The organism is uncultured Pontibacter sp., assembly GCF_947495565.1.
GTDB lineage: Bacteria > Bacteroidota > Bacteroidia > Cytophagales > Hymenobacteraceae > Pontibacter.
The window spans coordinates 182,307-202,947 of record NZ_CANLZM010000007.1 but is presented as its reverse complement, the minus strand read 5'-3'; the positions used below and the strand labels follow the sequence as shown (position 1 = coordinate 202,947).

The following is a 20,641-nucleotide window of genomic DNA, read 5'->3' as shown; positions in this document are numbered from 1 at the left end:
AACCCACGTTATTATGCTTCAGAACTTTAAAGCAATCAGCCTGTCGTATAAGAAAGCGCCGCTGGATATCAGGGAACTGATTGCCTTAGATGAATCTTCTTGCAGAATTTTCTTACAGACGCTCAAAGGCTTTATACAGGCCTCTGACATACTTGTTCTGTCTACCTGCAACCGCACCGAAGTATACTACAACTCCGACAACGACTATAGTAAAGAGATTGTGAAGCTTTTGGGCATTACCAAGGGCATCGAAGACATTTCCCAGTATTTCGATTATTTCACCATCCTGAACGAGCAAGATGATGCTGTGCAGCACCTGTTCGACGTGTCGATGGGGCTGGAGTCTCAGGTGGTAGGTGATATGCAGATCTCGAACCAGGTGAAAACGGCCTACCAGTGGAGCGCTGATAACGAGACGGCAGGCCCGTTTCTGCATCGCCTCATGCATACCATCTTCTTTACTAATAAGCGTGTAGTGCAGGAGACATCCTTCCGTGACGGAGCCGCCTCTACCTCGTATGCCGCCATAGAACTGATTGAAGAACTTACGGCTGATGTTGCTGAGCCAAGCATTTTGGTGGTAGGTTTAGGCGAGATTGGTGCCGATGTATGCCGCAACCTGAAAGACCTTGGCTATAAAAACGTAAAAATCTCTAACCGCACACAGGCAAAGGCTAAGTCTCTGGCAGAGGAGTGCCAGATGGAGGTAATACCGTTTGAGGAGATTGTGCAGGGCATGAAGGAGGCTGATGTCATTATCTCTTCTGTGGCCCGCGAAACGCCGTTCTTCACCAAAGAGATGGTAAAGCGCCTGGATGTGCTCACTTTCAAGTTTTTTATAGACCTGTCGGTGCCGCGCAGTGTGGAGCCGGAGGTGGAAAGTATACCGGGCGTGCTGGTGTATAACATAGACACCATCCAGAACAAGGCATCCGAGGCTTTGCAGCGCCGCATTAACTCTGTGCCGAAGGTAAAGGAGATTATTGCAGAATCGATCGAGCAGTTTAACGACTGGTCGAAGGAGATGATGGTTTCGCCTACCATCCAGCGACTGAAGAGCGCCCTGGAATCTATCCGCCAGGAGGAAATGGCCCGTTATGTTAAGAAGCTTGGCCCGAAAGAAACAAAGCTAATGGATAGCATCACGAAGTCCATGATGCAGAAAATAATTAAACTGCCTGTGCTTCAGCTTAAGGCTGCCTGCAAGCGCGGCGAGGCCGAAACGTTGATAGACCTGCTAAACGACCTCTTTAACCTCGAAAACCAGGCAGTAGAAACAAATCATAAAACTGAGTAAACAGCTCTATTTTTTTAGTTAAAAAACAACTGAGGCCTTCGTAAAACTCTGAACATAGAGATATACGGAGGCCTCAGTTGTTTTTTACTGGCATTGAAAACCGCACCATGGTGCAGACTTTTACTTATATATCAATGCAGCATTCTTCCAAACAATCAATCACATCAATCAATTTAGGGATAGCCAATGAATAATAAATTTTGGTTCCCACTTTAAAAGACGAGAGCACGCCCTTGTCTTTCAGTGTAATCAGGTGCTGCGACGCAATGGCTTGGGGAAGATCTAACTGCTTATATATCTCAGTAACAGTCATTTTATCTTCTTTTCCGAGCAAATCAACTATCGCCAGTCTTTTGGGGTGTGCCAGTACTTTAAGCATGGCTGCCGCCTTATCTATCTTCTTCGATTCAACTCTTGACAACAAACTTTTCATAATTAAAATTATACCTAACAGTTTCTACAAATCAATTTTCATTCTTATTCATATTAAGATATATACGGAGCCTGCACTATTTGGCTGAAAATCCGTGCCGCACTCTTGTTATTTTTGGCCAACGGATACTTCCTATCATGTAATCGGACTAATCCACAGGACGTCGCTTGACGGCCTCGATATAGCTTATACTAGATTTACGTACAAATCTCAAAATTGGATATATGAGATACTGAATACTACTACATTACCATATACCAATAAACTAATTGACTCCCTCTAAGGTGCGGACACTGCCAGCACACCATAACTGGTAAGCCCAACTAAGCCTCCGGCCGCTCTATAAGCCAGCAGGTTCATAAGTTTGTACAACAACACGTGTTACACCAGCATTTTGTTGCCTACTAAGGCCTCAGCAATTTTCGCCAACCAGACCGGCGATGCCCTGCCAGCCTGGCCATAGCGCTTGTTTTGCTGCACCCGCACGGTTACGCAAGCGGCAGCACCATGTATTATAAACGGGTGGCGGCGCGTTTAACGCATACTTTAATGGACCAAACAGCTAGCTGCAGGAGTGGCTTTGGCAGAAAGAGGCGCTGCATACTTCTGCTAAGCCCGCACTAATTTTTGTACCTTTGCCTAACCTTAAAATCACAACTGATAAACTGGAATGAAAGACCTACTTGCAAAGTTTGAGAATAAGCAACCAGAGATTGTTTTTGAGTGGAAAGACCCTGAAACCGAGGCGGAAGGCTGGGTAGTGATCAACTCGCTTCGCGGCGGCGCTGCCGGTGGCGGCACGCGTATGCGCAAAGGCCTTGACAAGCGCGAGGTAGAGTCTTTGGCGAAGACGATGGAGGTAAAATTCACGGTGTCTGGCCCTGCCATAGGAGGCGCTAAATCAGGCATCAACTTCGACCCCGCTGACCCTCGCAAGCGTGGTGTACTGGAGCGCTGGTACAAGGCTGTTATCCCTTTGCTGAAGAGCTACTACGGCACTGGCGGCGACCTGAACGTGGACGAGATACACGAGGTAATTCCGATTACGGAGGACTATGGCCTGTGGCATCCGCAGGAGGGCGTGGTAAACGGGCACTTTAACGCCTCAGAGCCCCAGAAAATAAATAAGATCGGGCAGCTGCGCCAAGGAGTAATCAAGGTGATTGAGGACCCTCACTTCTCCCCTTCCACCGCCCGAAAATATACTATAGCAGACATGATTACGGGTTATGGCGTGGCCGAGGCTGTGCGCCACTACTATAACATTTGGGGAGGTTCTTTTGAGGGTAAACGCGCTATTGTACAAGGCTGGGGCAACGTAGGTGCAGCAGCAGCCTATTACCTAGCTTCTAAGGGCGTTAAAATAGTTGGAATCATAGACAGAGCCGGGGGCCTAATTAACGAAGCCGGTTATACTTTTGAGGAAATCACCGATCTTTTCCTGAACCGCCAGGGCAATGCCTTGAGCCCAGACACACCGGGTATACTTTCTTTTGAAGATGTGAACAACCGCATCTGGGATCTTCCGGCTGAGATATTTATACCTGCCGCAGCGTCTAGGCTGGTTACACGAGAGCAGGTAGACCGCATGATTCAGACGGGTATGGAGGTTATCTCCTGCGGTGCCAACGTACCTTTCCAGGACCCTGAGATTTTCTTTGGCCCTACCGGCGAGTTTGCGGATCGTAACCTTTCAGTGATTCCTGATTTTATTGCCAATTGTGGCATGGCGCGCGTATTTGCCTATCTAATGGAGAGCGAGGTGGAAATTACTGACGAGGCTATCTTTAGCGACACATCCAACATCATTCGCGCGGCACTGGAGAAATCGCATGAGAAGCAGGTGCAGAAAACCGAAATTGCCAAAACCAGTTTCGAAATTGCCCTGAGCCAGCTACTTTAACCACTCATACTTTACGCTTATGAACTTTGGAGATTTGTACAACAGTGGCTGGCTCCGTTATGAGTTTTTAGGTAACTCTATTGCAGAGTATCTTATAACTGCGGCCATTCTACTGTTTGGCTTCATCTTTAAAACACTGTTTTCAAAGCTGATTTCCGGGCTGGTGTACAGGTTGGGCAGCAAGTTTTGGTCTGAGGCCAACCTGCCTGAGTTCAGGCGCCTGCTCATACAGCCACTGGAGGTGCTCCTGTTCCTGGTTTTCCTGTACCTGGCCTTCCAGGTGCTGGATTACCCGCTGGAGCCAAGCGACCTCCGGGAAGGAGACCCGTTTTTGAAGACTTTCCTGTTCCGCACTTACCAAGTGTTCGTGATTGTGGCGCTTACGTGGGTGCTGCTGCGCTTTATAGACTTTGTGGGACTGGTGTTCACGTACCGCACCGAGAAAACCGCCTCGAAACTGGATGACCAGCTGGTGCCTTTCTTCAAAGATTTCACGAAGGTAATTGTAGTGATCTTTGCCTTTCTGATAATGCTCGGCTCGGTTTTCGGAGTCAATGTAACCGGTTTGGTGGCTGGCCTCGGGGTGGGTGGCTTAGCTATAGCTTTTGCTGCCAAAGAGAGCCTGGAGAACCTGCTGGCGTCGTTTACCATATTTCTGGACCAACCTTTTATGGCTGGCGATTTGGTGCAGGTAGGCGAGCTGATAGGTGTAGTAGAGAAGATTGGCTTCCGAAGCACGCGCATCCGTACGCTGGAGAAAAGTTTTGTAACGGTTCCGAATAAGCTGATGATTGACAAACCGCTCGACAACCTGACACTGCGCACTTTCCGGCGAGCCAAGTTTGACATCAACCTCACTTACGACACCACCTCTGAGCAAATCCGGAAGATAACCCGCGATGTTCAGGAGTACATCGACAACCACCCGCGCACTAACGAGGATGGCCGCGTACGCTTCCTGAGTTTAGGCGCCCACTCCAAAGATATTATGGTGCTATACTTTGTAGACACCATGGACTGGAATGATTTTATCGATATCAAGGAAGAAATCAACTTCAAGATTGTGGAAATTGTGGAAAATCACGGTGCGGAGTTCGCTTTCCCTACCCAAACGCTGTATCTGCAGCAGCAGGAAGGCAAGCCGCAAACTCCCACAGAGAAACCATACTTTGGGGGCTCTGACCTAGAGTAAAACCATTAAAAATAAAAAAGCCGGAGAAGCTCCGGCTTTTTTTTCACCCTTATATCTTAAATTCTTCTGAATTACAATTTGATAAGGTTAAGTTGGCATTTTAACCAATTCGGGATTGTTTCTCCCACTAAACCTAAATCTTCAAACGCTGCAAGTATAGTTTATTGCAGATTTGGTTTCTTTAACGGCCTCCTTTGGCCATAGTTACACTTGCAGTATAACTTTTCCCTTATAAGGCCTGAAATTCAATGTGAAGCTGCCAAATATCTAAGTAAAAGGCAGTAACTTTTTTCAAACCCCTACTTCTTCAGTCCCCAAATCAGGTAGTTTATACTTTAGTTGAAGTCGAAGTACTCGCCTTCCTGCAACTCAATTTCCTTTTCTTTTGCCTTTGGCTTTTTGCCGCGCAGCAGGTCGCGCAACTCCTGCCCTTCCTGCTTTAGGTCGGTTTTGATTTTATGCCGCACCCGCTCATCGTCGTAAGCTATTTTAAAGTCGCTCTCCCTGCCCTTGAGCGTCAGGAAGAGGTTGCTGTTGCCAGCGTTTACATCTTCTGCTACCGTACCGAAGCGAGCGTCTTTATCGGGGCGCTGTTTGCTGAAGAGCGGCAGCTTGATCTTGTAATCCATCTGCTGATCAAAAGTGTGGGTACCTGAAACAGATACCACTGGCGCCGCCGACAAATTGGAGCGAATATCCATCTCCGGAATATAAATAGTGCCCTGCTGTATCCAGAAAGAGTTGTGCAGCTCCGCAAAGTGCATGTTGGCCAGTTCGGTGCGCTTCACAAAAGCCGACATCTTCTGCATTGGCGGAAAGTTAATCAGCTGTCCGTTTCGGATGGTCGCTTCTATCTCGGCCTGCAGCAGGTCGGTTTTAGGACTCAGCTGGCTATCAAAGTATACGTCCGATACAATGTTAGTCGTAAGCTGGCCGCGCAGGTGCCGTTCTTCTACAAAGCTCTGATGGAAGTTCTCGAACACATAGAACAGGCTGTCTACGCTCATGCTGTTCAGTTTGGCGGCGGTGCTTACCTTTATGTGGTTGCGGTTGCGGGCATCCAGGTTACCGCGCACGGCAAAGTCGCCGCCAATGGCCCTAAATGAGATGTTAGGCGTAGATACAACCTGGTTGCGCAGCTTCACCTCGCCTTTAATATCTTTACCCCTAAACCTCCTGAAACGCATTCTGTCAATGGAGGCGCTGAGATCGAAAGCGATATTAGGAGAGACTATCAGCTTGTAGCTCTCGCCTGTGCGTGCATCCTCCGGTGTGTTCTGCTCCTCACTCAGCAGCTGGTCAAAATTAAGGTACCGGCTTTTAAAATCGGCTTCTACCAGCAAGCGCTGGTTTTCCAGGATTAGCCAGGCCATGACGTTCTTAAACATGCCATTTACGGTAAAGTCAGACTCCCCAAGCTTCCCCTTGAAATCAGAAACGGCCACATCATTCCGTTTAAACATAAAATTGCCGCTTAGGCTGCTCAGGGGCAGCGGCATTTGCTGCAGTGTAAGCGATACATTGTGCAGGGTAATGTCTCCGGTGGTATTCAGGGTGCTGTTGCCAGGGCGGGCCTTAAAATCGTTCAGGTTGCCCGAAAAAGCAATGCGTACATCTGCCAAACCGCTTCCGCTCCGCACATTATCAATTTTAGCCAAGCCAAGTATATAACCGACGTCCAGCATCCCCTGCACATCAAAGGCTATGTACGGGTTGTCGAAATTGCTATACTTTAGGTTGCCTTTAAATGGCCTGCCATTCAGTACGCCTTTCAGCTCCTTCAGCTCCAGCACAGAGCTGGCGGCATTCTGCTTCTCTCCGTTCGTGAAACTGCCCGTTAGGTAGATCTTTTCCACACGCTGCTGCACATCGGGGTGGAAAAAAGAGGCATCGTGCGCGCCAAATCCTATATTTATACTTGGCACGTGCTTGCCAGAAGCTTTTCCCTTTACTGTTCCGGTAAAGTATACTTCCCCCTCACTGCGATATTGGCTCAGCTCCTCCGTCATACTTTGGGGCAGCAGCGAGAGCAGCGACTGTATATTGGTGTTCTTGCCGTCCAGTTTCAGGTCCAGCTCGGTTACGCCGCCGTAGGCAATACCGCCGCCCACCTCGTAGGCAGCCTCCCCCACCTGCACCAGCGATGGTTGCAGTGCAATGGTACGCGCCTGCCTGTTTATACTTAGGGCTGAGTTTAGGTTTACCTTCTTTCCTTTAAAATACTCGCCTGCGCCAATCTTTATAGTATGGATAGTAGCTTGGCCGTCAGCTTCAATCTCGATAGTTTCGGGAGAGACGGCAAGTGCTGCGGCCAGTTGGTGTGCGTCTACTTCGTAGGTCTGCTTCAGTTGCTGATCGATATAGTGAATAGCAACCTCGCGCAGGTTTATACTTTCCAGGTCGAAAGAGAATGCAGTGTCGTCTGATGAAGTGGTATCGCTGGCGATGATCTCATAGTTCACGCTTCCGTCTGGCAGTACTTTCACGTACACCTCGCCCTGCTCCATGTAAAATTGCTTTACGCTGTATTGGCCGCGCAGCACATCCCAGATACTAAAGGTAAAGTATAGCTTATCGGCACGGGCCAACGACTCCTGGCTCTCTGGCAGCCCTTCATGTATGTTAACCTCATCCAGCGTTACAGCTACCTGCGGAAATTTATCAAAGAGCGAGAGTGAGATTTGCCGCACATCCACCTTTGTTTTGATGTGCTTGTTGGCTTCTGCCACAAAAAGCTCGATTATTTTATCCTGGTAAGTATACACCAGCGCCAACGCCAAGCTCACAGTCGCAATTAAAATTGCGACTCCATAAAATAGCACTTTTCTTACCACTTCTTTTTTCACTTGGCGAAAGTTCAGATTTATAGCACCTTACAAACCCTAAAGGTACTGCAGTAATAACATGCGAACAATAGGAGCAGGATGCTGAAAAAAATATTTAAGAAATTTTTATCAAATGTTTTGCAGTTTAAAAAATATGCCCCATATTTGCATCATCAAAAGGGGACAAAAGGTCTCCAAAAAGAAAAAAACGGGGTGTTAGCTCAGCTGGTTCAGAGCACCTGCCTTACAAGCAGGGGGTCACTGGTTCGAATCCAGTACGCCCCACAAAAGGACAACTGCAAAGTTGTCCTTTTTTTATATCTATACTTTTCTGTTGCCTCATACTTTGCGTTAGTTATACTTAACAAACGGCGCAAATTAGGGCATAGTATACCTCTCCTCCTACTGCACTGGAAGTCAGCCAGTTTCTCCTAAAATAGATTGATTTATACTTCGGCTTATGTCTTTGAGAATTGTTCGTGCAGGGCAAGCACCTGCGGAATGATAAGCTGCTTATCGTTGTTGTAAATAACGTGTTGGGCGCGCTTCATCTTCTCCTCTTCGCTCAGTTGGCGGGCTATTATAGATTTGATATCTGATTCGGTGCGGTGCGTATCGCGCTTCAGCAGGCGCTTAAGGCGCAACTCCAATGGAGCATACACGGCTATAATTTCATCCATCTGCCTCCACGACTCCGACTCAAACATCAGCGCAGCTTCCTTTAGCACGTAAGGTTTACTAGCCTGTGAGGCCGCCCATACGTCAAAGTCATTCCCCACATGCGGGTGCACCAGGTTGTTTAACTGCTCCAGCCGCTGCGGGTCGTTAAATACCAAGCCTGCCAGGTAAGTCCGGTCCAGTTCGCCTGCCTGGGTGTAGGTATTCGGGCCAAACGCATCCTGCAGCTCCTTTCGCAGCTTCTCGTTATGGTGCATCACCCATTTTGCACGAGAATCAGCATCATACACAGGCACACCGAGCACGGCAAACATACGGCTCACAATAGACTTGCCAGCACCTATGCCCCCGGTTATACCAATCTTAAGCATATCGTTTATTGTCTGGAGATTTTAATGCGGTTAGGCCATACCTGCACATTGCGTATGCCGCGCGGCTGTTGCACCAGCTCCGGCACCAGAGTAGAGTCTATGGGGTTAAACCGGTTATAGTTCAGCACTACTTTAAAGGCTGAGCGGTTAAGCAAGGCCATGGAGTCTTGGAGCATCTGGTAACGCAGCACCACAATAGGTGGGCGCAGGTTAAGCGTAACGCCCTCCGGCACGTTTACCAGCTCGGGCAGCAACTGCCGCTCTTCAGATACCAGGTTCTTTATGTTTACGATCACCTGCGCTTCTTCAATATCCGCCGCCACCAATGACTGATAGTTGTAGCTAATCGGCACCGGCACTTTAGACGGCTCTGTTAGCATCTGGTTTGGCAAGCGCAGCAGGAAAGGGTTCGGCAGGCTATCGATCAGCGAGGCGGGGCCTGTAAACGTTATACTGTCCGGGCTGATGCGCACAGGGCCTACCACTGTATGTTGGTTATCCGTCAGCCTCTGGCTGGGGTCCATACTTAAAGCCACTCGCTTCTGTATCTTCGGGTCGAAGTTGAAGTATATAGTGTCTGTTACAACAAAATTTAGCTGAAGGCCATCGAGGGCGTTAACCAATGAGGGGCGCAGCGCCGAGCCGAGCAGGTAATTGTTGCGAGGCAGGTCGCGGATGTAGATCTCTGCAGGCTGCACTTCCAGCCGCAGGCTTTTGCGCAATAGTTTCCAGCCTTTGCCGGTAACGTTGATGGCTACCTCCTGGGGCAGCGGCTTGATGGGAACAAGATCGTTTTCATCATACACAAACCGGATGGGGTAAGAGGTTTGCGTACTATAGCTTTTGTTTAGGGCATTGAGGAGCCAGAAGGTAGAGGCCGCCACAAAACAAAGCAATACTACTCGCCAGTATTGCTTTGTTCGTGGCTGGAATGGCCTCATAAACCATAAGGCTATATTTTTTACTCCCTCTAAAGGCAATGTTATGCTGGGTTTTGCACCTTCATGGTAGCTTCCATGGAGACGGCAGTTTTGTCGAACATCAGGCGAACGCCTTTGTCCACTTCTAACGTAATCGTATCGTCGTCTATTGCAATAAGCTTACCGTGCATGCCACCGATGGTTACCACTGTCATGCCTTTGCTCAACTCCTCGCGGAACTTCTTCTGGTCGCGCATTTTTTTCTGCTGCGGACGGATCATGAAGAAGTAAAACACAAGGATAATAGCCCCGAACATAAGCAGCTGAGGCAGCATGCCAGCGTCCGGAGTCTGAAGAAGTATATTATTCATTTCTAAAGTATGCTCTATAAGCGTTCAGGAGTATTAATTAGTTGCGGCGAACCGGGCCGTCAGAACCAGCTGTAGGAATGCTGCTGCTTTCTACATTACCCTTCATGGCTACACGAACGATGTTCGGCTGCGTGTTTGCACGAATTGTAACTGTAGGCTGTTGCTGCCCCATTTTACCGGTGCTGTTAAATTTAACTGCCACTGTGCCTTTTTCGCCAGGGGCAACAGGCTCTTTCGTCCACTCAGGCACGGTGCAACCACAGGTAGCAGAAGCGCTTTCAATGATAAGCGGTGTGCTGCCAGTGTTGGTAAACTCAAAAGTATGCTCAATCGTTTCGCCCTGCTTAATGGTGCCAAAGTCATACTCTGTCTGCTCAAACGACATTACCGGAGCGTTCTCAGAAGCCACAGCCTCGCCATCGGCTGCTGTAGTCACTACGTTCGGGTTTTCTATTGGCTGAACAGTCGCTTCAGCTGCAGTTGTGTTCTCAGTTACAGTATCGTTGCCAGCATTGTTGCTGTCGCAGCTTGTAGCAAACATGGCTATAGCCAGGCCTGCTGCTAGAAACAGGTTCTTTTTCATAATGATAAAGTACTTCGTTTTAAAGTTTTGCAATGATGTTCTGCGTGAACTCCATTGTGTTTGCTTTACCACCAAGGTCGCCGGTGCATTCTTCCTTGTTAGCAAGGGTTGCTTCCAGGGCTGCCTCAATGCGGTTGCCTTCGTCTTTCAGCTCGAGGTGGTGCAGCATCATAATAGCAGAGCGCAGCAGTGCAGTAGGGTTCGCAATTCCTTTGCCGGCTATGTCTGGTGCAGATCCGTGAACGGCTTCAAAAATAGCCATCTCGTCGCCAATATTAGCGCCTGCCACCACACCAAGTCCGCCTACCAGGCCAGCACACAGGTCAGAAAGGATATCGCCGAACAGGTTAGTGGTTACAATTACATCGAACTGCTCTGGCTTAGCCACCAGCTGCATGCACATATTGTCGATAATTTTATCATCGGCCTGGATGTGCGGATACTCTTTGGCGATCTCACCAAACACACCTAAGAACATAGCGCCAGCGCTTTTCAGGATATTGGCTTTATGCACTGCCGTTACCTTTTTGCAGCCGTGCTTATCAGCGTAAGCAAAAGCGGCGCGTACAATTTTCTGGCAGCCAACGCGTGTTAAACGTGCTACGGAGTCAGATATCTGCAGGCGCTCGTCAAACATCTCAAGGCCAGAGTATAGACCTTCTGTGTTCTCGCGGAACAGCACTGAGTTTACGTTGTCAAAGCGCGTCTCTATGCCCTTTGTAGTTTTAGCAGGCCTTACGTTCGAATATAAATCAAACTTTTGGCGCAGCTGCACATTTACACTTTTAAAGCCTTTGCCTACTGGTGTAGTAATAGGGCCTTTCAGAGCAACTTTATTTTTCTCCAGAGAAGCTATCAGCGTGGCCGGAATTAGCTCTCCGATGGCATCAAAAGTAGTTTGCCCAGCGTTCTCCTCTTCCCAGGTTACGGGAACGTTAGCTGCACTAAAAATAGCTTTTACAGCTTCTGTGATTTCAGGGCCTATCCCGTCGCCGGGTATCAGGGTTACTTGTCTCATGCTTACTTACAGTTCTTTCCTGCTATTTATTTCATTAATGAGTGAGTCTACATCGCCAAGCAGCTTCTCCGCTTTTTCCTTTGCGTCCTGTATCACCCGTTGCCCTTCAGACTTGGCTGTTGTAGGCATGCCATCGCCTTTGGCGATAAGCTGCTCCAGCAGGTCAGATAAAGTATCACGGTATTTCTCCAGGCGGTAGCTCAGCCAGTATCGTGTTTCGCGCCCTTTCTCAGGGGCAAAAAGTATACCGGTCGCAGCTCCTACAGCGGCGCCGGAAACAAAAGCTAGTAACGCAGTTGTCTTTTTGCTCATAGTTCTTGTATGCTTAATTATCTCGGGTACAAACTTTTTCTCTTACTACGGAGAAACCGCTGTAAAGGCCGCCTCTGCCTGGCCAGGCTTATTTGTTGTCGATCAAGCCACGGCCCGACTTGCGGATATCGCCTTTGGCGGTTAGCTCCTGTGCCATTTTATCCAACACACCGTTAATAAACTGCTTGCTTTTAGGAGTGCTGTATAGCTTCGAGATCTCAATGTATTCGTTGATGGTTACCTTCACCGGAATGCTTCGGAAAATGTACATCTCGCTGAGGGCCATCTTCAGGATAATCTTATCGAGCAGTGCCACACGCTCCACGTCCCAGTTCTTAACGCTAGCCGCAATCATATCTTCATACTTCTCGTCCTGCTCTACCGTCCGGAAGTATAAATCCTCAAAGAAAGCCTTATCATCTTCCCAGTTTGCCGACAGATCCAGCAGCTGCTTGTCTTCTTCAGCCTCTTCGGCAAAGATTTTCACAGTTTTGTTTACCAGGCTTCTCACAATTGACTTGTTCTCTACCCAGTTCAAATCCTGCTCCTCAAACAAAGATTGTAAGTTTTTTTCTTTAAAGATAATGTTTTTGAAAATATGTTTCACCACCTCAGCGTCCTCTTCCAGGGTATGCGTAGGCTGGCTGACATAGCTCAGGAAGGCCTCATCTTTCTTCAGGATGTTCTTGTATACAGCGCGTATCTCGCTGATATCGGAGCCCCAGCTGATATTGCGGCGAATGATGTTATCCTGGTATGATTTGCTCTGCAGCAGGCGCTGCACCACTTGGTTGCCCAGGAAAGAGGTGGTATCAGGCCCTTCGGCGGCAGTAAAACGGTTGGCTTTTTTCTCTTCCTCCTCCTCTATCAGGCTCACGATCACCTCCAGTATCTGCAGGGTGCCTAGGTAGTGGTCGTAAATGCGCTCCACGGCACTCAGCATTTGGTTGCCGTAGTACTTTAAGTCTTTTTTGGTGGTGTTATTATAAAACACAATTGCTCTGTTCACCGCATCAATAGCTTCCTTGTCTGCGCCTTCGGCGTCATAATCCTGCTTCTCGTGCCATTCTTTGAACATCAGCGTGGCCATTTGCCTCTTGCCTTCGAGTAACTTTCTGTCCTGCACCTCCATGGAGTTAAGGTCTGGCGCAAAGTCCTCGTTTATCTGGTCTAGGGCCAGCAAATAGTCTGAACCTACGGCTTGCTGATAGGCATAGATTGCCTGCATCGCCTTAATTCGTAGTGTTCTGCGGTTGAGCATATTCTTATTTTAAAGAGCGTGTGTTGGGTAAAATATACTTTATATGGGTCCGGGGATCCCGGCACTTCTTTTTTTTGCCTGCTATGTAAAAGCGGATCAGGCAGGCTATAGTTCCGCAGTAGGAGCGTGTAAAGCAAAAGTGCCACAGGTTAATGCAGCACTTTTGACTTTAATGCAATCGATTTATAGCTAACAGCTTAGTACGTGGAGCGCACTTTGCCGATGCTCTCAATACGTTTTTTGGCCATCTTAACGGCAGCAGCCTGGTTGTGGATGCCTTCTTTCTCAGCAAGTTCGAAGATATCCAGTGTATAACCGTAGATGCGCTCTGTCTGGGCATAGGCGCTTTCGCGGTTGTAGCCAGTCAGCTCAGAGTACACGTTAATCAGACCACCGGCGTTAATCAGGAAGTCAGGTGCGTATACAATGCCTTTCTCTATCAGCGCAGGCCCGTGCACTTTCTCGTCGCGCAGCTGGTTGTTAGCGCAACCGGCAATTACCTGGCACTTCAAGCGGTTCAGGGTATCATTGTTTACAGTGCCACCCAGTGCGCACGGAGAGTAGATATCCACATCCAGGTCATAGATCTCGTCCATACCTACTACTTTGGCGTTATACTTCTCAGAAACCTCGCGCAGGCGGTCTTCGTAAATGTCGGTGATGAAGATCTGTGCGTTCTCTTTTGCCAGCAGCTCCACCAGGTAACCACCTACGTGGCCAACACCCTGTACAGAGATTTTCTTACCTTCCAATGAGTCTGAGCCAAACGCCTTCTTAGCGGCAGCTTTCATACCCATGTAGGTGCCATAAGCCGTAACCGGAGATGGGTCTCCGCTACCGCCCATAGACTCAGGAAGGCCTGAAACGTGCTCGGTTTCCATGCGGATATACTCCATATCCTTGGTCGTCATGCCTACGTCTTCGGCTGTGATGTAAGCACCGTTCAGGTTCTTTACAAAGCGGCCGAATCTGCGAAGAAGGGCTTCATTTTTGTCTTTTTTGGCATCGCCGATAATCACGGCTTTACCACCACCCAGGTTTAGGCCAGAGATAGCCGCCTTGTAGGTCATGCCTCTAGACAGACGAAGCACGTCGTCGAGGGCTTCTGCCTCGGAAGCGTAAGACCACATGCGGGTACCACCTAACGCCGGGCCAAGCACCGTGTTGTGTATACCGATGATAGCTTTTAAGCCAGTTTCTTTGTCGTGGCAGAAAACAACTTTCTCGTGGTTGTGTTCTGATATCTGATCAAAGACTGACTTGTCTTTTTTCACTTCAACTTCTTTTAATTCCACCATTGATAGTTTTGATTAGGGGTTGTTCTATCTTTGTGAAGGGGGGAGGCAAAAAAATCGCCCTCTCCGTTTCGCGCTGCAAAATTAAATCTTTTTTTGGTTATTTCAATTTGCGTGTGCTATCTCTGCGTAAAAGCGCAAAAGGCATCAAGTTCTGACTGTGAAATCGTTACGTTATTTAAATAAATACCTTATCAAGTATAAATACAGGCTCCTGCTGGGGCTCGTGTTTACCATTATATCCAACTTCTTCCAGATACTGCCTGCGCAGGTAGTACGCCACGCCTTTAACCTTATTAAAGAGGGCATTAACCTGCACGGCCTGTTTGGGGGCATGGCGCAACAGGAGGTAGTGTATGACATTTTCTCCAGAAGTATACTTGTATACGGCGTTATTATTTTGCTGATGGCGTTGCTGCGGGGGATATTCCTGTTTTTCGTGCGCCAGACCATTATCGTGATGAGCCGCCTGATCGAGAATGATCTTAAGAACGAGATTTATACGCATTACCAGAGCCTGCCGCTAAGCTTTTACCGCCGCAATAACACCGGAGACCTGATGGCCCGCATCTCAGAAGACGTAAGCCGCGTGCGCATGTATGTCGGCCCAGCCATTATGTACGGCATTAACCTGGTCATACTTTTCCTGATGGTGATCCCGTACATGCTGTCGGTAAACGTGAAGCTGACTATGTACACGCTGATACCGCTGCCTATACTTGCCATCAGCATTTACTACGTCAACAACATTATACAGCGCAAATCCGATGAGATACAGCGCAGCCTTTCGGGTATAAACACCTTTGTGCAGGAGGCTTTCTCCGGCATCCGGGTACTTAAGTCCTTTGTGCGGGAGGATGACTCGCACAGCAAGTTTACCACGGCCAGCAACACGTACAAGGACAAATCGCTGGAGCTGAACTTCGTGAATTCGCTGTTTTTCCCGCTGGTGCTGTTCCTGGTAGGCCTGAGCACGATTATCACGATTTATATTGGTGGGCAGGAGGTTATCAACGGAAGTATAACCACTGGTAACATTGCCGAGTTTATCATTTACGTGAACATGCTGACCTGGCCAGTTACCTCCCTGGGCTGGACGGCCAGTTTGGTGCAGCGCGCCGCCGCCTCTCAGGAGCGCATCAACGAATTCCTGCACACTAAGAACGACATTGTTTCCCGTGAAAATATTACGAAAGATATTGTAGGCGACATCCAGTTTGAGAATGTGGATTTTGTTTACCCTGATACAGGCATCCATGCACTCAGGGGCGTGTCGTTTGACATCAAGCATGGCGAAACGCTAGCCGTGATCGGCAACACCGGCTCAGGCAAAAGTACTATCGCCAACTTGCTGCCGCGCATGTACGACGCCACTGGCGGGCGTATACTTATTGACGGCACAGATGTGCGCGACTATAACGTAGACAGCCTGCGCAGCCAGATTGGATACGTGCCGCAGGACGTGTTCCTATTCTCCGACTCCATCCGCAACAACATCGGTTTTGGTTTGCCAAGTATAACTGAGGAGCAGATGGTGCAGGCTGCCAAAGATGCCGACGTGTATGAGAATATCGAGCGCTTCCCCGAAGGATTTAACACCAAACTGGGCGAGCGCGGCATTACGCTGTCGGGTGGGCAGAAGCAGCGCGTGTCCATTGCGCGGGCACTGGTGCGGGAGCCAAGTATACTTATCCTCGACGACTCGCTCTCTGCCGTAGACACCAAGACCGAAAATGCCATCCTGAACAGTCTGCGCCGTATCATGCAGAACCGCACCAGCATCATCATTTCCCATAGGGTATCATCGGTGAAACTGGCTGACCGCATACTGGTGCTGGACGACGGAGAGATTGTGCAGCACGGTAGCCATGAGGAGCTAATTAACCAAGACGGCCTTTACAAACAGCTCTACGAGCGGCAGTTGCAGCAGGAAGATTCTGTTTAAATTTGTTGGTTTTTGGGCGATAGCGGCCATTTCTAGCAGCCACCATACTTCCTGGAAGCTGCTTGTGGGATTTTTTTAGTGCGGAAACTGTTATGCTTACGTATAGCAAATTTACGATCACTTTTATACTCACTAAACGCACTGCATATGGCCATCGACTTACAGCAAATCGGTAAAAGGTTCAGGTTTTACACAAACCTGAAAGAACTGGAAATGGAAGACCTGAAATCCATGACCGGCAGCGACGAAGAAACTCTCAGCAACATTATTCACGGGCGCAACATTGTAATGGATGAGCTGGTGGCTATTGTGAAGAACTTCAGCGACCTGAACCCGCAGTGGCTTATTTACGGTGAGGGCAGCATGTTTAAACCCATGGATGAGGATGGCCACTGCCAGGACGGCCACCATAAGGGATGCCTGAAAAAAGACAAGGCTGCTTACCTGCAGCAGATGAAGAACATGTTGATTGAGCTGGACGCCGCCGAGGTAGCCAAAGGCCATAAACCAGACGTAGACGCGCTGAAAGCGAAACTAGACGAATTGAGAGCGGCACAGTAGGTGCCGCTTTTTTCATGCCCTTACTTCAATACCGTTAAGTATAAGGTTGATGGTATACAGCACATCCCGCTCAATCTTCTCGAAGTCGATGGAAGGCAGCTTGTGAAAATCTGTCCGCTGAAACTCCTCGAACTGGATCAAGTCCTTCACCACCATCATAGAGTAACCCACCCGCTCAGCCTCGCAAGGTATAAAAACGCCTTTCGCGATACCTTCTTTGATGACAGTGGCGTAATAATTTGCCTCTTTACCCCTGGACTCTCGGAACAGTTCCTGAAACATGGCACGCGTTTCGATCAGCACTCTAATGGAGATAGTATGCTCCGACACTATTTCCTGATAGTAGCGCAGCGAGGACTGGATGTATAACAACAGACGCTTGTGCGGGTTTGGCTCGTGCTCGGCAAGCTGCTTAATGTGCGAGAGGCGGGCCTTCCACTCCTGCGAGAACGCCTCGATGTAAAGCAGCTCCTTGCTTTTGTAGTAGTAGTACAGCGAAGGTTTTTTCATGCCAATAGCGGCCGCTATGTCGTCGAGAGTGGCTTTGCTGTAGCCTAACCTGCCGAACACGTTTTTTGCTGCCTCTAAAATCAGCTCTTTCTTAGCCTCTGCTTTCTTGCCCAAAGTATACTTTGCTGTGGTTATGTGGAGCTAACCATCTGTCTCCTTCCCAAAGATATAGTATAAATCTATACTTGCAACAAGTATAGGTTACTGCTTTACGGGCACCTCCAGCACGCCTTTGTCATCCTCCGGAAACCATTCCACATAGAAGTCTTCCAGCTTCAGCTCTTCTTCCTGCGCATATTCAAACACGGCCGCGTAGAGCTTCTTGGGCAGCAGGGCTATACTTGCGGTTGCCTCGGCGCGCACCACTTTGCGGCCGCCCGGCACCATGCGCAACGTATAACCCTCGGGTAGCTGTGCCGCGGAATCCGGAATAATGATGCCGATAAACGCACGGATGCTGTCGCCGCTCTTATCAGGGTCGTTGTAATAGATGTTGCCGGGATGCCCTTGCAGCTCCTGCTCCTGCAGCACCTGCGATACACGCTGGAAAGCCTGTCCCATGGCCTCGTCCTCCACAGATCCTTCAAAAGGCTGGCCGGCTACATACATGGTTTGGGAAGTAGCAAGCGTGACGTTCGGGGCTGTAAAACCTCCCAGGTAAGTATAAAACACCAGCAGAACAATGGCAATGCCTGCCACTACGTAAAAAAGTTTTTTCATTGGTCGATCATGTTCTTGTACTGCATCTGGTACAGCTGTGCGTAGTAGCCGTTTTTCTCCAGCAATTCTTCGTGGTTGCCCATTTCCTTCAGCTCGCCACGGTCCAGCACAATTATTTTATCGGCTTTTTGGATGGTGCTGAGGCGGTGCGCAATTACAATAGAGGTACGCCCGTGCATAAGTTGGTCTATCGCGTACTGTATCAGTTCTTCGGTTTCGGAGTCTACGCTGGAGGTGGCCTCATCTAGAATAATTACCTCGGGGTTGTATACCATGGCCCGCACAAAGGAGATAAGCTGCCGCTGGCCTACCGATAGCGTGGCACCGCGCTCCATTACCTGGTAGTGCAACCCGCCCGGCAAGCGCTCTATAAATTTGCGTGCACCCACCAAATCGGCAGCCTGCCACATCTGCTCTTCGGTAATAGCTTTGTTGCCCAGGCTGATGTTGTCGGCTATACTTCCGGAGAACAGGAACACGTCCTGCAGCACCACGCCAATGTGGTGGCGCAATACGCTCAAGTCATACTCCTGCAGGTCGTGGCCGTCTACCACAATATGCCCTTTGTTAATCTCGTAGAAGCGGTTGAGCAGGTTGATAACCGAAGTCTTGCCGGCGCCGGTAGCCCCTACAAAAGCCACGGTTTCGCCTGCTTTTACATCAAAGGAAATATCGCGCAGCACCCAGTCTTCGTCTTTGTAGGCAAACCACACTTTCTCGAAGCGCACATTGCCTTTTATCCTTTCAGGGGCATAACTGCCGTTGTCCGGAATCATCTCATTACTATCGAGCAGGCGCATGAGGCGCTCGGTGCTTACCACCCCCAACTGCAGCGTGTTAAAACGGTCGGCGATCATCCGGATCGGGCGGAAAAACATCTGGATATAAAGTATAAAGGCCATCAGCGTACCCAAAGTAATATCATCCTCTATCACCCCGTAAGCGCCATACCACACCAGCAGGCCCAGGCCAGCCGCACCGATAATCTCGGCCACCGGAAAGTAAACGGAGTAGTATAGCACTGACCGGATGTTGGCACGCGTGTGCTCTTTGTTAATCTCCTGGAACTTATCCATCTCCCGCTTCTCGTTCGTGAAGATCTGCACAATGCTCATACCTGTAATATGCTCTTGCACAAAGGAGTTCAGCTGCGCCACAGCCGTACGCACCTCCTGAAAAGTGTTCTTTATCTTCTCTTTAAAAATATAGGTGCTGATGATCATGAGCGGGAACGTGGAAAGGCTTACCAGCGCCAGCTCCCAATCAATGTAAAACATGAAGCCCAGGATGAACACCAGCTGCAGTATATCGCCGATCATGGCGGCCAGCCCTTCGCTAAACACATCTGACAGCGTCTCCACGTCCGATACGTTTCGGGTTACGAGCGTGCCAATCGGTGTGCGGTCGAAGAACTTGAGGCGCAGGTCCAGGATGTGGCGGTACAGTTTGATGCGGATGTCACGGACTACGTGCTGCCCCAGCCAGCCGGCAAAGTAGGTATGCAGGTACTGCACAATGGCATGCACCACCAGCAGCACGCCCAGTATCACGAACATCCGGTTCAGGCCTTCCCAATCGTTGTTCAGAATCTCGTTATCCACGGTCCACTGAATAAGGAAGGGGCGCAGCGCGGCAAGTATAGCCGAGGCAAAGGTTAAGAACACAATAAAGTAAAATGTCTTGACATAGGGCTTCACAAAGGTGAAAAGCCGCTTCAGCACGTCAGAGTCGAATACTTTACCGCTTTGTTTTGATTTATCTTCCAAAAGTATGCTTCTGCTTAAGTATAGTTTAAACGATGCGCCGTCTCCTCTGTACGAGCGCTACTGTTTAACCGGCTGTAAAGTTAATGGTTTCAGATCAGGATTTTCAGGATTTTGGGATGAACCGGATTATACTTTCATCCTTTTCCTTTTCTGGCGCAAGTCTTCAGATTTGTGTCTTACAATGGTGTTGAGTTTGTAACTCAACTGGCTTGCAAAGCCATATTTTATCCTTTGGCTATACTTTATACTTGTCTACCCTGCTGTTCCGGACATCCTTGTCCGGAACCTTTCTGACGCGGATTTCCTAATCCGCATATTTATGCTTGCAAGTTTATACTTTCATAGCCGCTGCTTCCCGTTATTTGAGACAAGCTATCCTTTCTAGCTGCCGCTGATCCTCAGTCCTGCATACCTACCGTTTCATTTCTGACTTTGGCTCCCTCAGCCCGGGAGGGCTCGTCTTCGGGCATCGCGCTGTGTTCCCTCCTTGCTTCGCTCTCGCTCAGCATGCCCTTAACGGGCACCGGATCTCACAAGGCGCTCAACCCAAAGGCTGGGATCATTTCGATAGCTGCTGCCTTCGCTATGGAACCAAGTCCCCCTTTGAAGGGGGCAGGGGGATGAAAATCGTTGGCAGAAGCTCCCTCTCCTGTTCTTAGGAGAGGGTTGGGGTGAGGTGA

At 49.0% G+C, this 20,641-nt stretch carries 18 protein-coding genes and 1 tRNA gene; 6 read left to right on the top strand and 13 right to left on the bottom strand.

Annotated elements, in window-relative coordinates; genetic code table 11:
* Nucleotides 1–13 precede the first annotated feature (13 nt).
* Nucleotides 14–1,297: a glutamyl-tRNA reductase gene (gene hemA / locus Q1B04_RS11075; RefSeq protein WP_299758875.1), complete on the top strand. Its 1,284-nt coding sequence runs from the start codon at nucleotides 14–16 to the stop codon at nucleotides 1,295–1,297.
* A 124-nt stretch (nucleotides 1,298–1,421) separates the two neighbouring features.
* Here hemA and Q1B04_RS11070 read toward each other — a convergent pair whose 3' ends face one another.
* Nucleotides 1,422–1,730, bottom strand: coding sequence for a metalloregulator ArsR/SmtB family transcription factor (locus Q1B04_RS11070; RefSeq protein WP_025608763.1), 309 nt, complete (start codon nucleotides 1,728–1,730; stop codon nucleotides 1,422–1,424).
* A gap of 670 nt (nucleotides 1,731–2,400) precedes the next feature.
* On the opposite strand from Q1B04_RS11070, the gene Q1B04_RS11065 reads away from it, so the two are divergent.
* The gene (locus Q1B04_RS11065; protein ID WP_299758874.1) at nucleotides 2,401–3,633 is read left to right on the top strand and encodes a Glu/Leu/Phe/Val dehydrogenase dimerization domain-containing protein; all 1,233 of its coding nucleotides are present in this window, start codon (nucleotides 2,401–2,403) and stop codon (nucleotides 3,631–3,633) included.
* Between the two features lie 19 nt (nucleotides 3,634–3,652).
* Entirely contained in the window at nucleotides 3,653–4,825 is a 1,173-nt protein-coding gene (locus Q1B04_RS11060) for a mechanosensitive ion channel family protein (protein WP_299758873.1), read from the top strand.
* A 335-nt stretch (nucleotides 4,826–5,160) separates the two neighbouring features.
* Here Q1B04_RS11060 and Q1B04_RS11055 read toward each other — a convergent pair whose 3' ends face one another.
* Nucleotides 5,161–7,671, bottom strand: a complete 2,511-nt coding sequence (locus Q1B04_RS11055) for an AsmA-like C-terminal region-containing protein (RefSeq protein WP_299758872.1) — start codon at nucleotides 7,669–7,671, stop codon at nucleotides 5,161–5,163.
* A gap of 189 nt (nucleotides 7,672–7,860) precedes the next feature.
* Between Q1B04_RS11055 and Q1B04_RS11050 the strand changes: the two genes are divergently transcribed.
* Nucleotides 7,861–7,935: transfer RNA gene (locus Q1B04_RS11050), tRNA-Val, on the top strand.
* A gap of 173 nt (nucleotides 7,936–8,108) precedes the next feature.
* Here Q1B04_RS11050 and coaE read toward each other — a convergent pair.
* The 8 genes from coaE to Q1B04_RS11010 form a co-directional block, all read right to left on the bottom strand.
* Nucleotides 8,109–8,699 (bottom strand): dephospho-CoA kinase, encoded by a 591-nt coding sequence (gene coaE, locus Q1B04_RS11045; protein WP_299758871.1) that lies wholly within the window; start codon nucleotides 8,697–8,699, stop codon nucleotides 8,109–8,111.
* A 5-nt stretch (nucleotides 8,700–8,704) separates the two neighbouring features.
* On the bottom strand, nucleotides 8,705–9,640 hold the full coding sequence (locus Q1B04_RS11040; protein ID WP_299758870.1) for a hypothetical protein: 936 nt from the start codon (nucleotides 9,638–9,640) through the stop codon (nucleotides 8,705–8,707).
* Between the two features lie 41 nt (nucleotides 9,641–9,681).
* Nucleotides 9,682–9,990: a preprotein translocase subunit YajC gene (gene yajC / locus Q1B04_RS11035; protein ID WP_299758869.1), complete on the bottom strand. Its 309-nt coding sequence runs from the start codon at nucleotides 9,988–9,990 to the stop codon at nucleotides 9,682–9,684.
* 37 nt (nucleotides 9,991–10,027) lie between these two features.
* On the bottom strand, nucleotides 10,028–10,573 hold the full coding sequence (locus Q1B04_RS11030; RefSeq protein ID WP_299758868.1) for a DUF1573 domain-containing protein: 546 nt from the start codon (nucleotides 10,571–10,573) through the stop codon (nucleotides 10,028–10,030).
* 19 nt (nucleotides 10,574–10,592) lie between these two features.
* Nucleotides 10,593–11,591, bottom strand: a complete 999-nt coding sequence (locus Q1B04_RS11025; RefSeq protein ID WP_299758867.1) for an isocitrate/isopropylmalate family dehydrogenase — start codon at nucleotides 11,589–11,591, stop codon at nucleotides 10,593–10,595.
* A 6-nt stretch (nucleotides 11,592–11,597) separates the two neighbouring features.
* On the bottom strand, nucleotides 11,598–11,903 hold the full coding sequence (locus Q1B04_RS11020; RefSeq protein WP_299758866.1) for a YtxH domain-containing protein: 306 nt from the start codon (nucleotides 11,901–11,903) through the stop codon (nucleotides 11,598–11,600).
* Nucleotides 11,904–11,991: 88 nt separating this feature from the next.
* Nucleotides 11,992–13,164, bottom strand: a complete 1,173-nt coding sequence (gene nusB / locus Q1B04_RS11015) for a transcription antitermination factor NusB (protein WP_299758865.1) — start codon at nucleotides 13,162–13,164, stop codon at nucleotides 11,992–11,994.
* Between the two features lie 197 nt (nucleotides 13,165–13,361).
* On the bottom strand, nucleotides 13,362–14,462 hold the full coding sequence (locus Q1B04_RS11010; protein WP_299758864.1) for a Glu/Leu/Phe/Val dehydrogenase: 1,101 nt from the start codon (nucleotides 14,460–14,462) through the stop codon (nucleotides 13,362–13,364).
* Nucleotides 14,463–14,619: 157 nt separating this feature from the next.
* Between Q1B04_RS11010 and Q1B04_RS11005 the strand changes: the two genes are divergently transcribed.
* A complete protein-coding gene (locus Q1B04_RS11005) occupies nucleotides 14,620–16,404 on the top strand; it encodes an ABC transporter ATP-binding protein (RefSeq protein WP_299758863.1) in 1,785 nt (594 codons plus the stop codon).
* Between the two features lie 147 nt (nucleotides 16,405–16,551).
* Nucleotides 16,552–16,965, top strand: a complete 414-nt coding sequence (locus Q1B04_RS11000) for a hypothetical protein (RefSeq protein WP_299758862.1) — start codon at nucleotides 16,552–16,554, stop codon at nucleotides 16,963–16,965.
* A 12-nt stretch (nucleotides 16,966–16,977) separates the two neighbouring features.
* Here the strand turns inward: Q1B04_RS11000 and Q1B04_RS10995 are convergent, their stop codons facing one another.
* The 3 genes from Q1B04_RS10995 to Q1B04_RS10985 all read right to left on the bottom strand — a co-directional run bounded on the left by Q1B04_RS10995 (nucleotide 16,978) and on the right by Q1B04_RS10985 (nucleotide 19,961).
* The gene (locus Q1B04_RS10995; protein WP_299758861.1) at nucleotides 16,978–17,589 is read right to left on the bottom strand and encodes a TetR/AcrR family transcriptional regulator; all 612 of its coding nucleotides are present in this window, start codon (nucleotides 17,587–17,589) and stop codon (nucleotides 16,978–16,980) included.
* Nucleotides 17,590–17,676: 87 nt separating this feature from the next.
* Nucleotides 17,677–18,195: a GyrI-like domain-containing protein gene (locus Q1B04_RS10990; protein WP_299758860.1), complete on the bottom strand. Its 519-nt coding sequence runs from the start codon at nucleotides 18,193–18,195 to the stop codon at nucleotides 17,677–17,679.
* Complete coding sequence (locus Q1B04_RS10985; protein WP_299758859.1) at nucleotides 18,192–19,961, bottom strand: ABC transporter ATP-binding protein; 1,770 nt, start codon at nucleotides 19,959–19,961, stop codon at nucleotides 18,192–18,194. Before Q1B04_RS10985 ends, Q1B04_RS10990 begins: the two co-directional genes overlap by 4 nt.
* Nucleotides 19,962–20,641: the final 680 nt, after the last annotated feature.

Bases quoted from the DNA above. Each gene is read 5' to 3' on its own strand.
- Q1B04_RS10990 (WP_299758860.1), bottom strand. From the start codon at position 18,195: ATGAAAAAACTTTTTTACGTAGTGGCAGGCATTGCCATTGTTCTGCTG.
- Q1B04_RS11065 (WP_299758874.1), top strand. From the start codon at position 2,401: ATGAAAGACCTACTTGCAAAGTTTGAGAATAAGCAACCAGAGATTGTT.
- yajC (WP_299758869.1), bottom strand. From the start codon at position 9,990: ATGAATAATATACTTCTTCAGACTCCGGACGCTGGCATGCTGCCTCAG.
- Q1B04_RS11020 (WP_299758866.1), bottom strand. From the start codon at position 11,903: ATGAGCAAAAAGACAACTGCGTTACTAGCTTTTGTTTCCGGCGCCGCT.
- nusB (WP_299758865.1), bottom strand. From the start codon at position 13,164: ATGCTCAACCGCAGAACACTACGAATTAAGGCGATGCAGGCAATCTAT.
- Q1B04_RS11025 (WP_299758867.1), bottom strand. From the start codon at position 11,591: ATGAGACAAGTAACCCTGATACCCGGCGACGGGATAGGCCCTGAAATC.
- coaE (WP_299758871.1), bottom strand. From the start codon at position 8,699: ATGCTTAAGATTGGTATAACCGGGGGCATAGGTGCTGGCAAGTCTATT.
- hemA (WP_299758875.1), top strand. From the start codon at position 14: ATGCTTCAGAACTTTAAAGCAATCAGCCTGTCGTATAAGAAAGCGCCG.
- Q1B04_RS11030 (WP_299758868.1), bottom strand. From the start codon at position 10,573: ATGAAAAAGAACCTGTTTCTAGCAGCAGGCCTGGCTATAGCCATGTTT.
- Q1B04_RS11000 (WP_299758862.1), top strand. From the start codon at position 16,552: ATGGCCATCGACTTACAGCAAATCGGTAAAAGGTTCAGGTTTTACACA.
- Q1B04_RS11010 (WP_299758864.1), bottom strand. From the start codon at position 14,462: ATGGTGGAATTAAAAGAAGTTGAAGTGAAAAAAGACAAGTCAGTCTTT.
- Q1B04_RS11060 (WP_299758873.1), top strand. From the start codon at position 3,653: ATGAACTTTGGAGATTTGTACAACAGTGGCTGGCTCCGTTATGAGTTT.
- Q1B04_RS11070 (WP_025608763.1), bottom strand. From the start codon at position 1,730: ATGAAAAGTTTGTTGTCAAGAGTTGAATCGAAGAAGATAGATAAGGCG.
- Q1B04_RS11040 (WP_299758870.1), bottom strand. From the start codon at position 9,640: ATGAGGCCATTCCAGCCACGAACAAAGCAATACTGGCGAGTAGTATTG.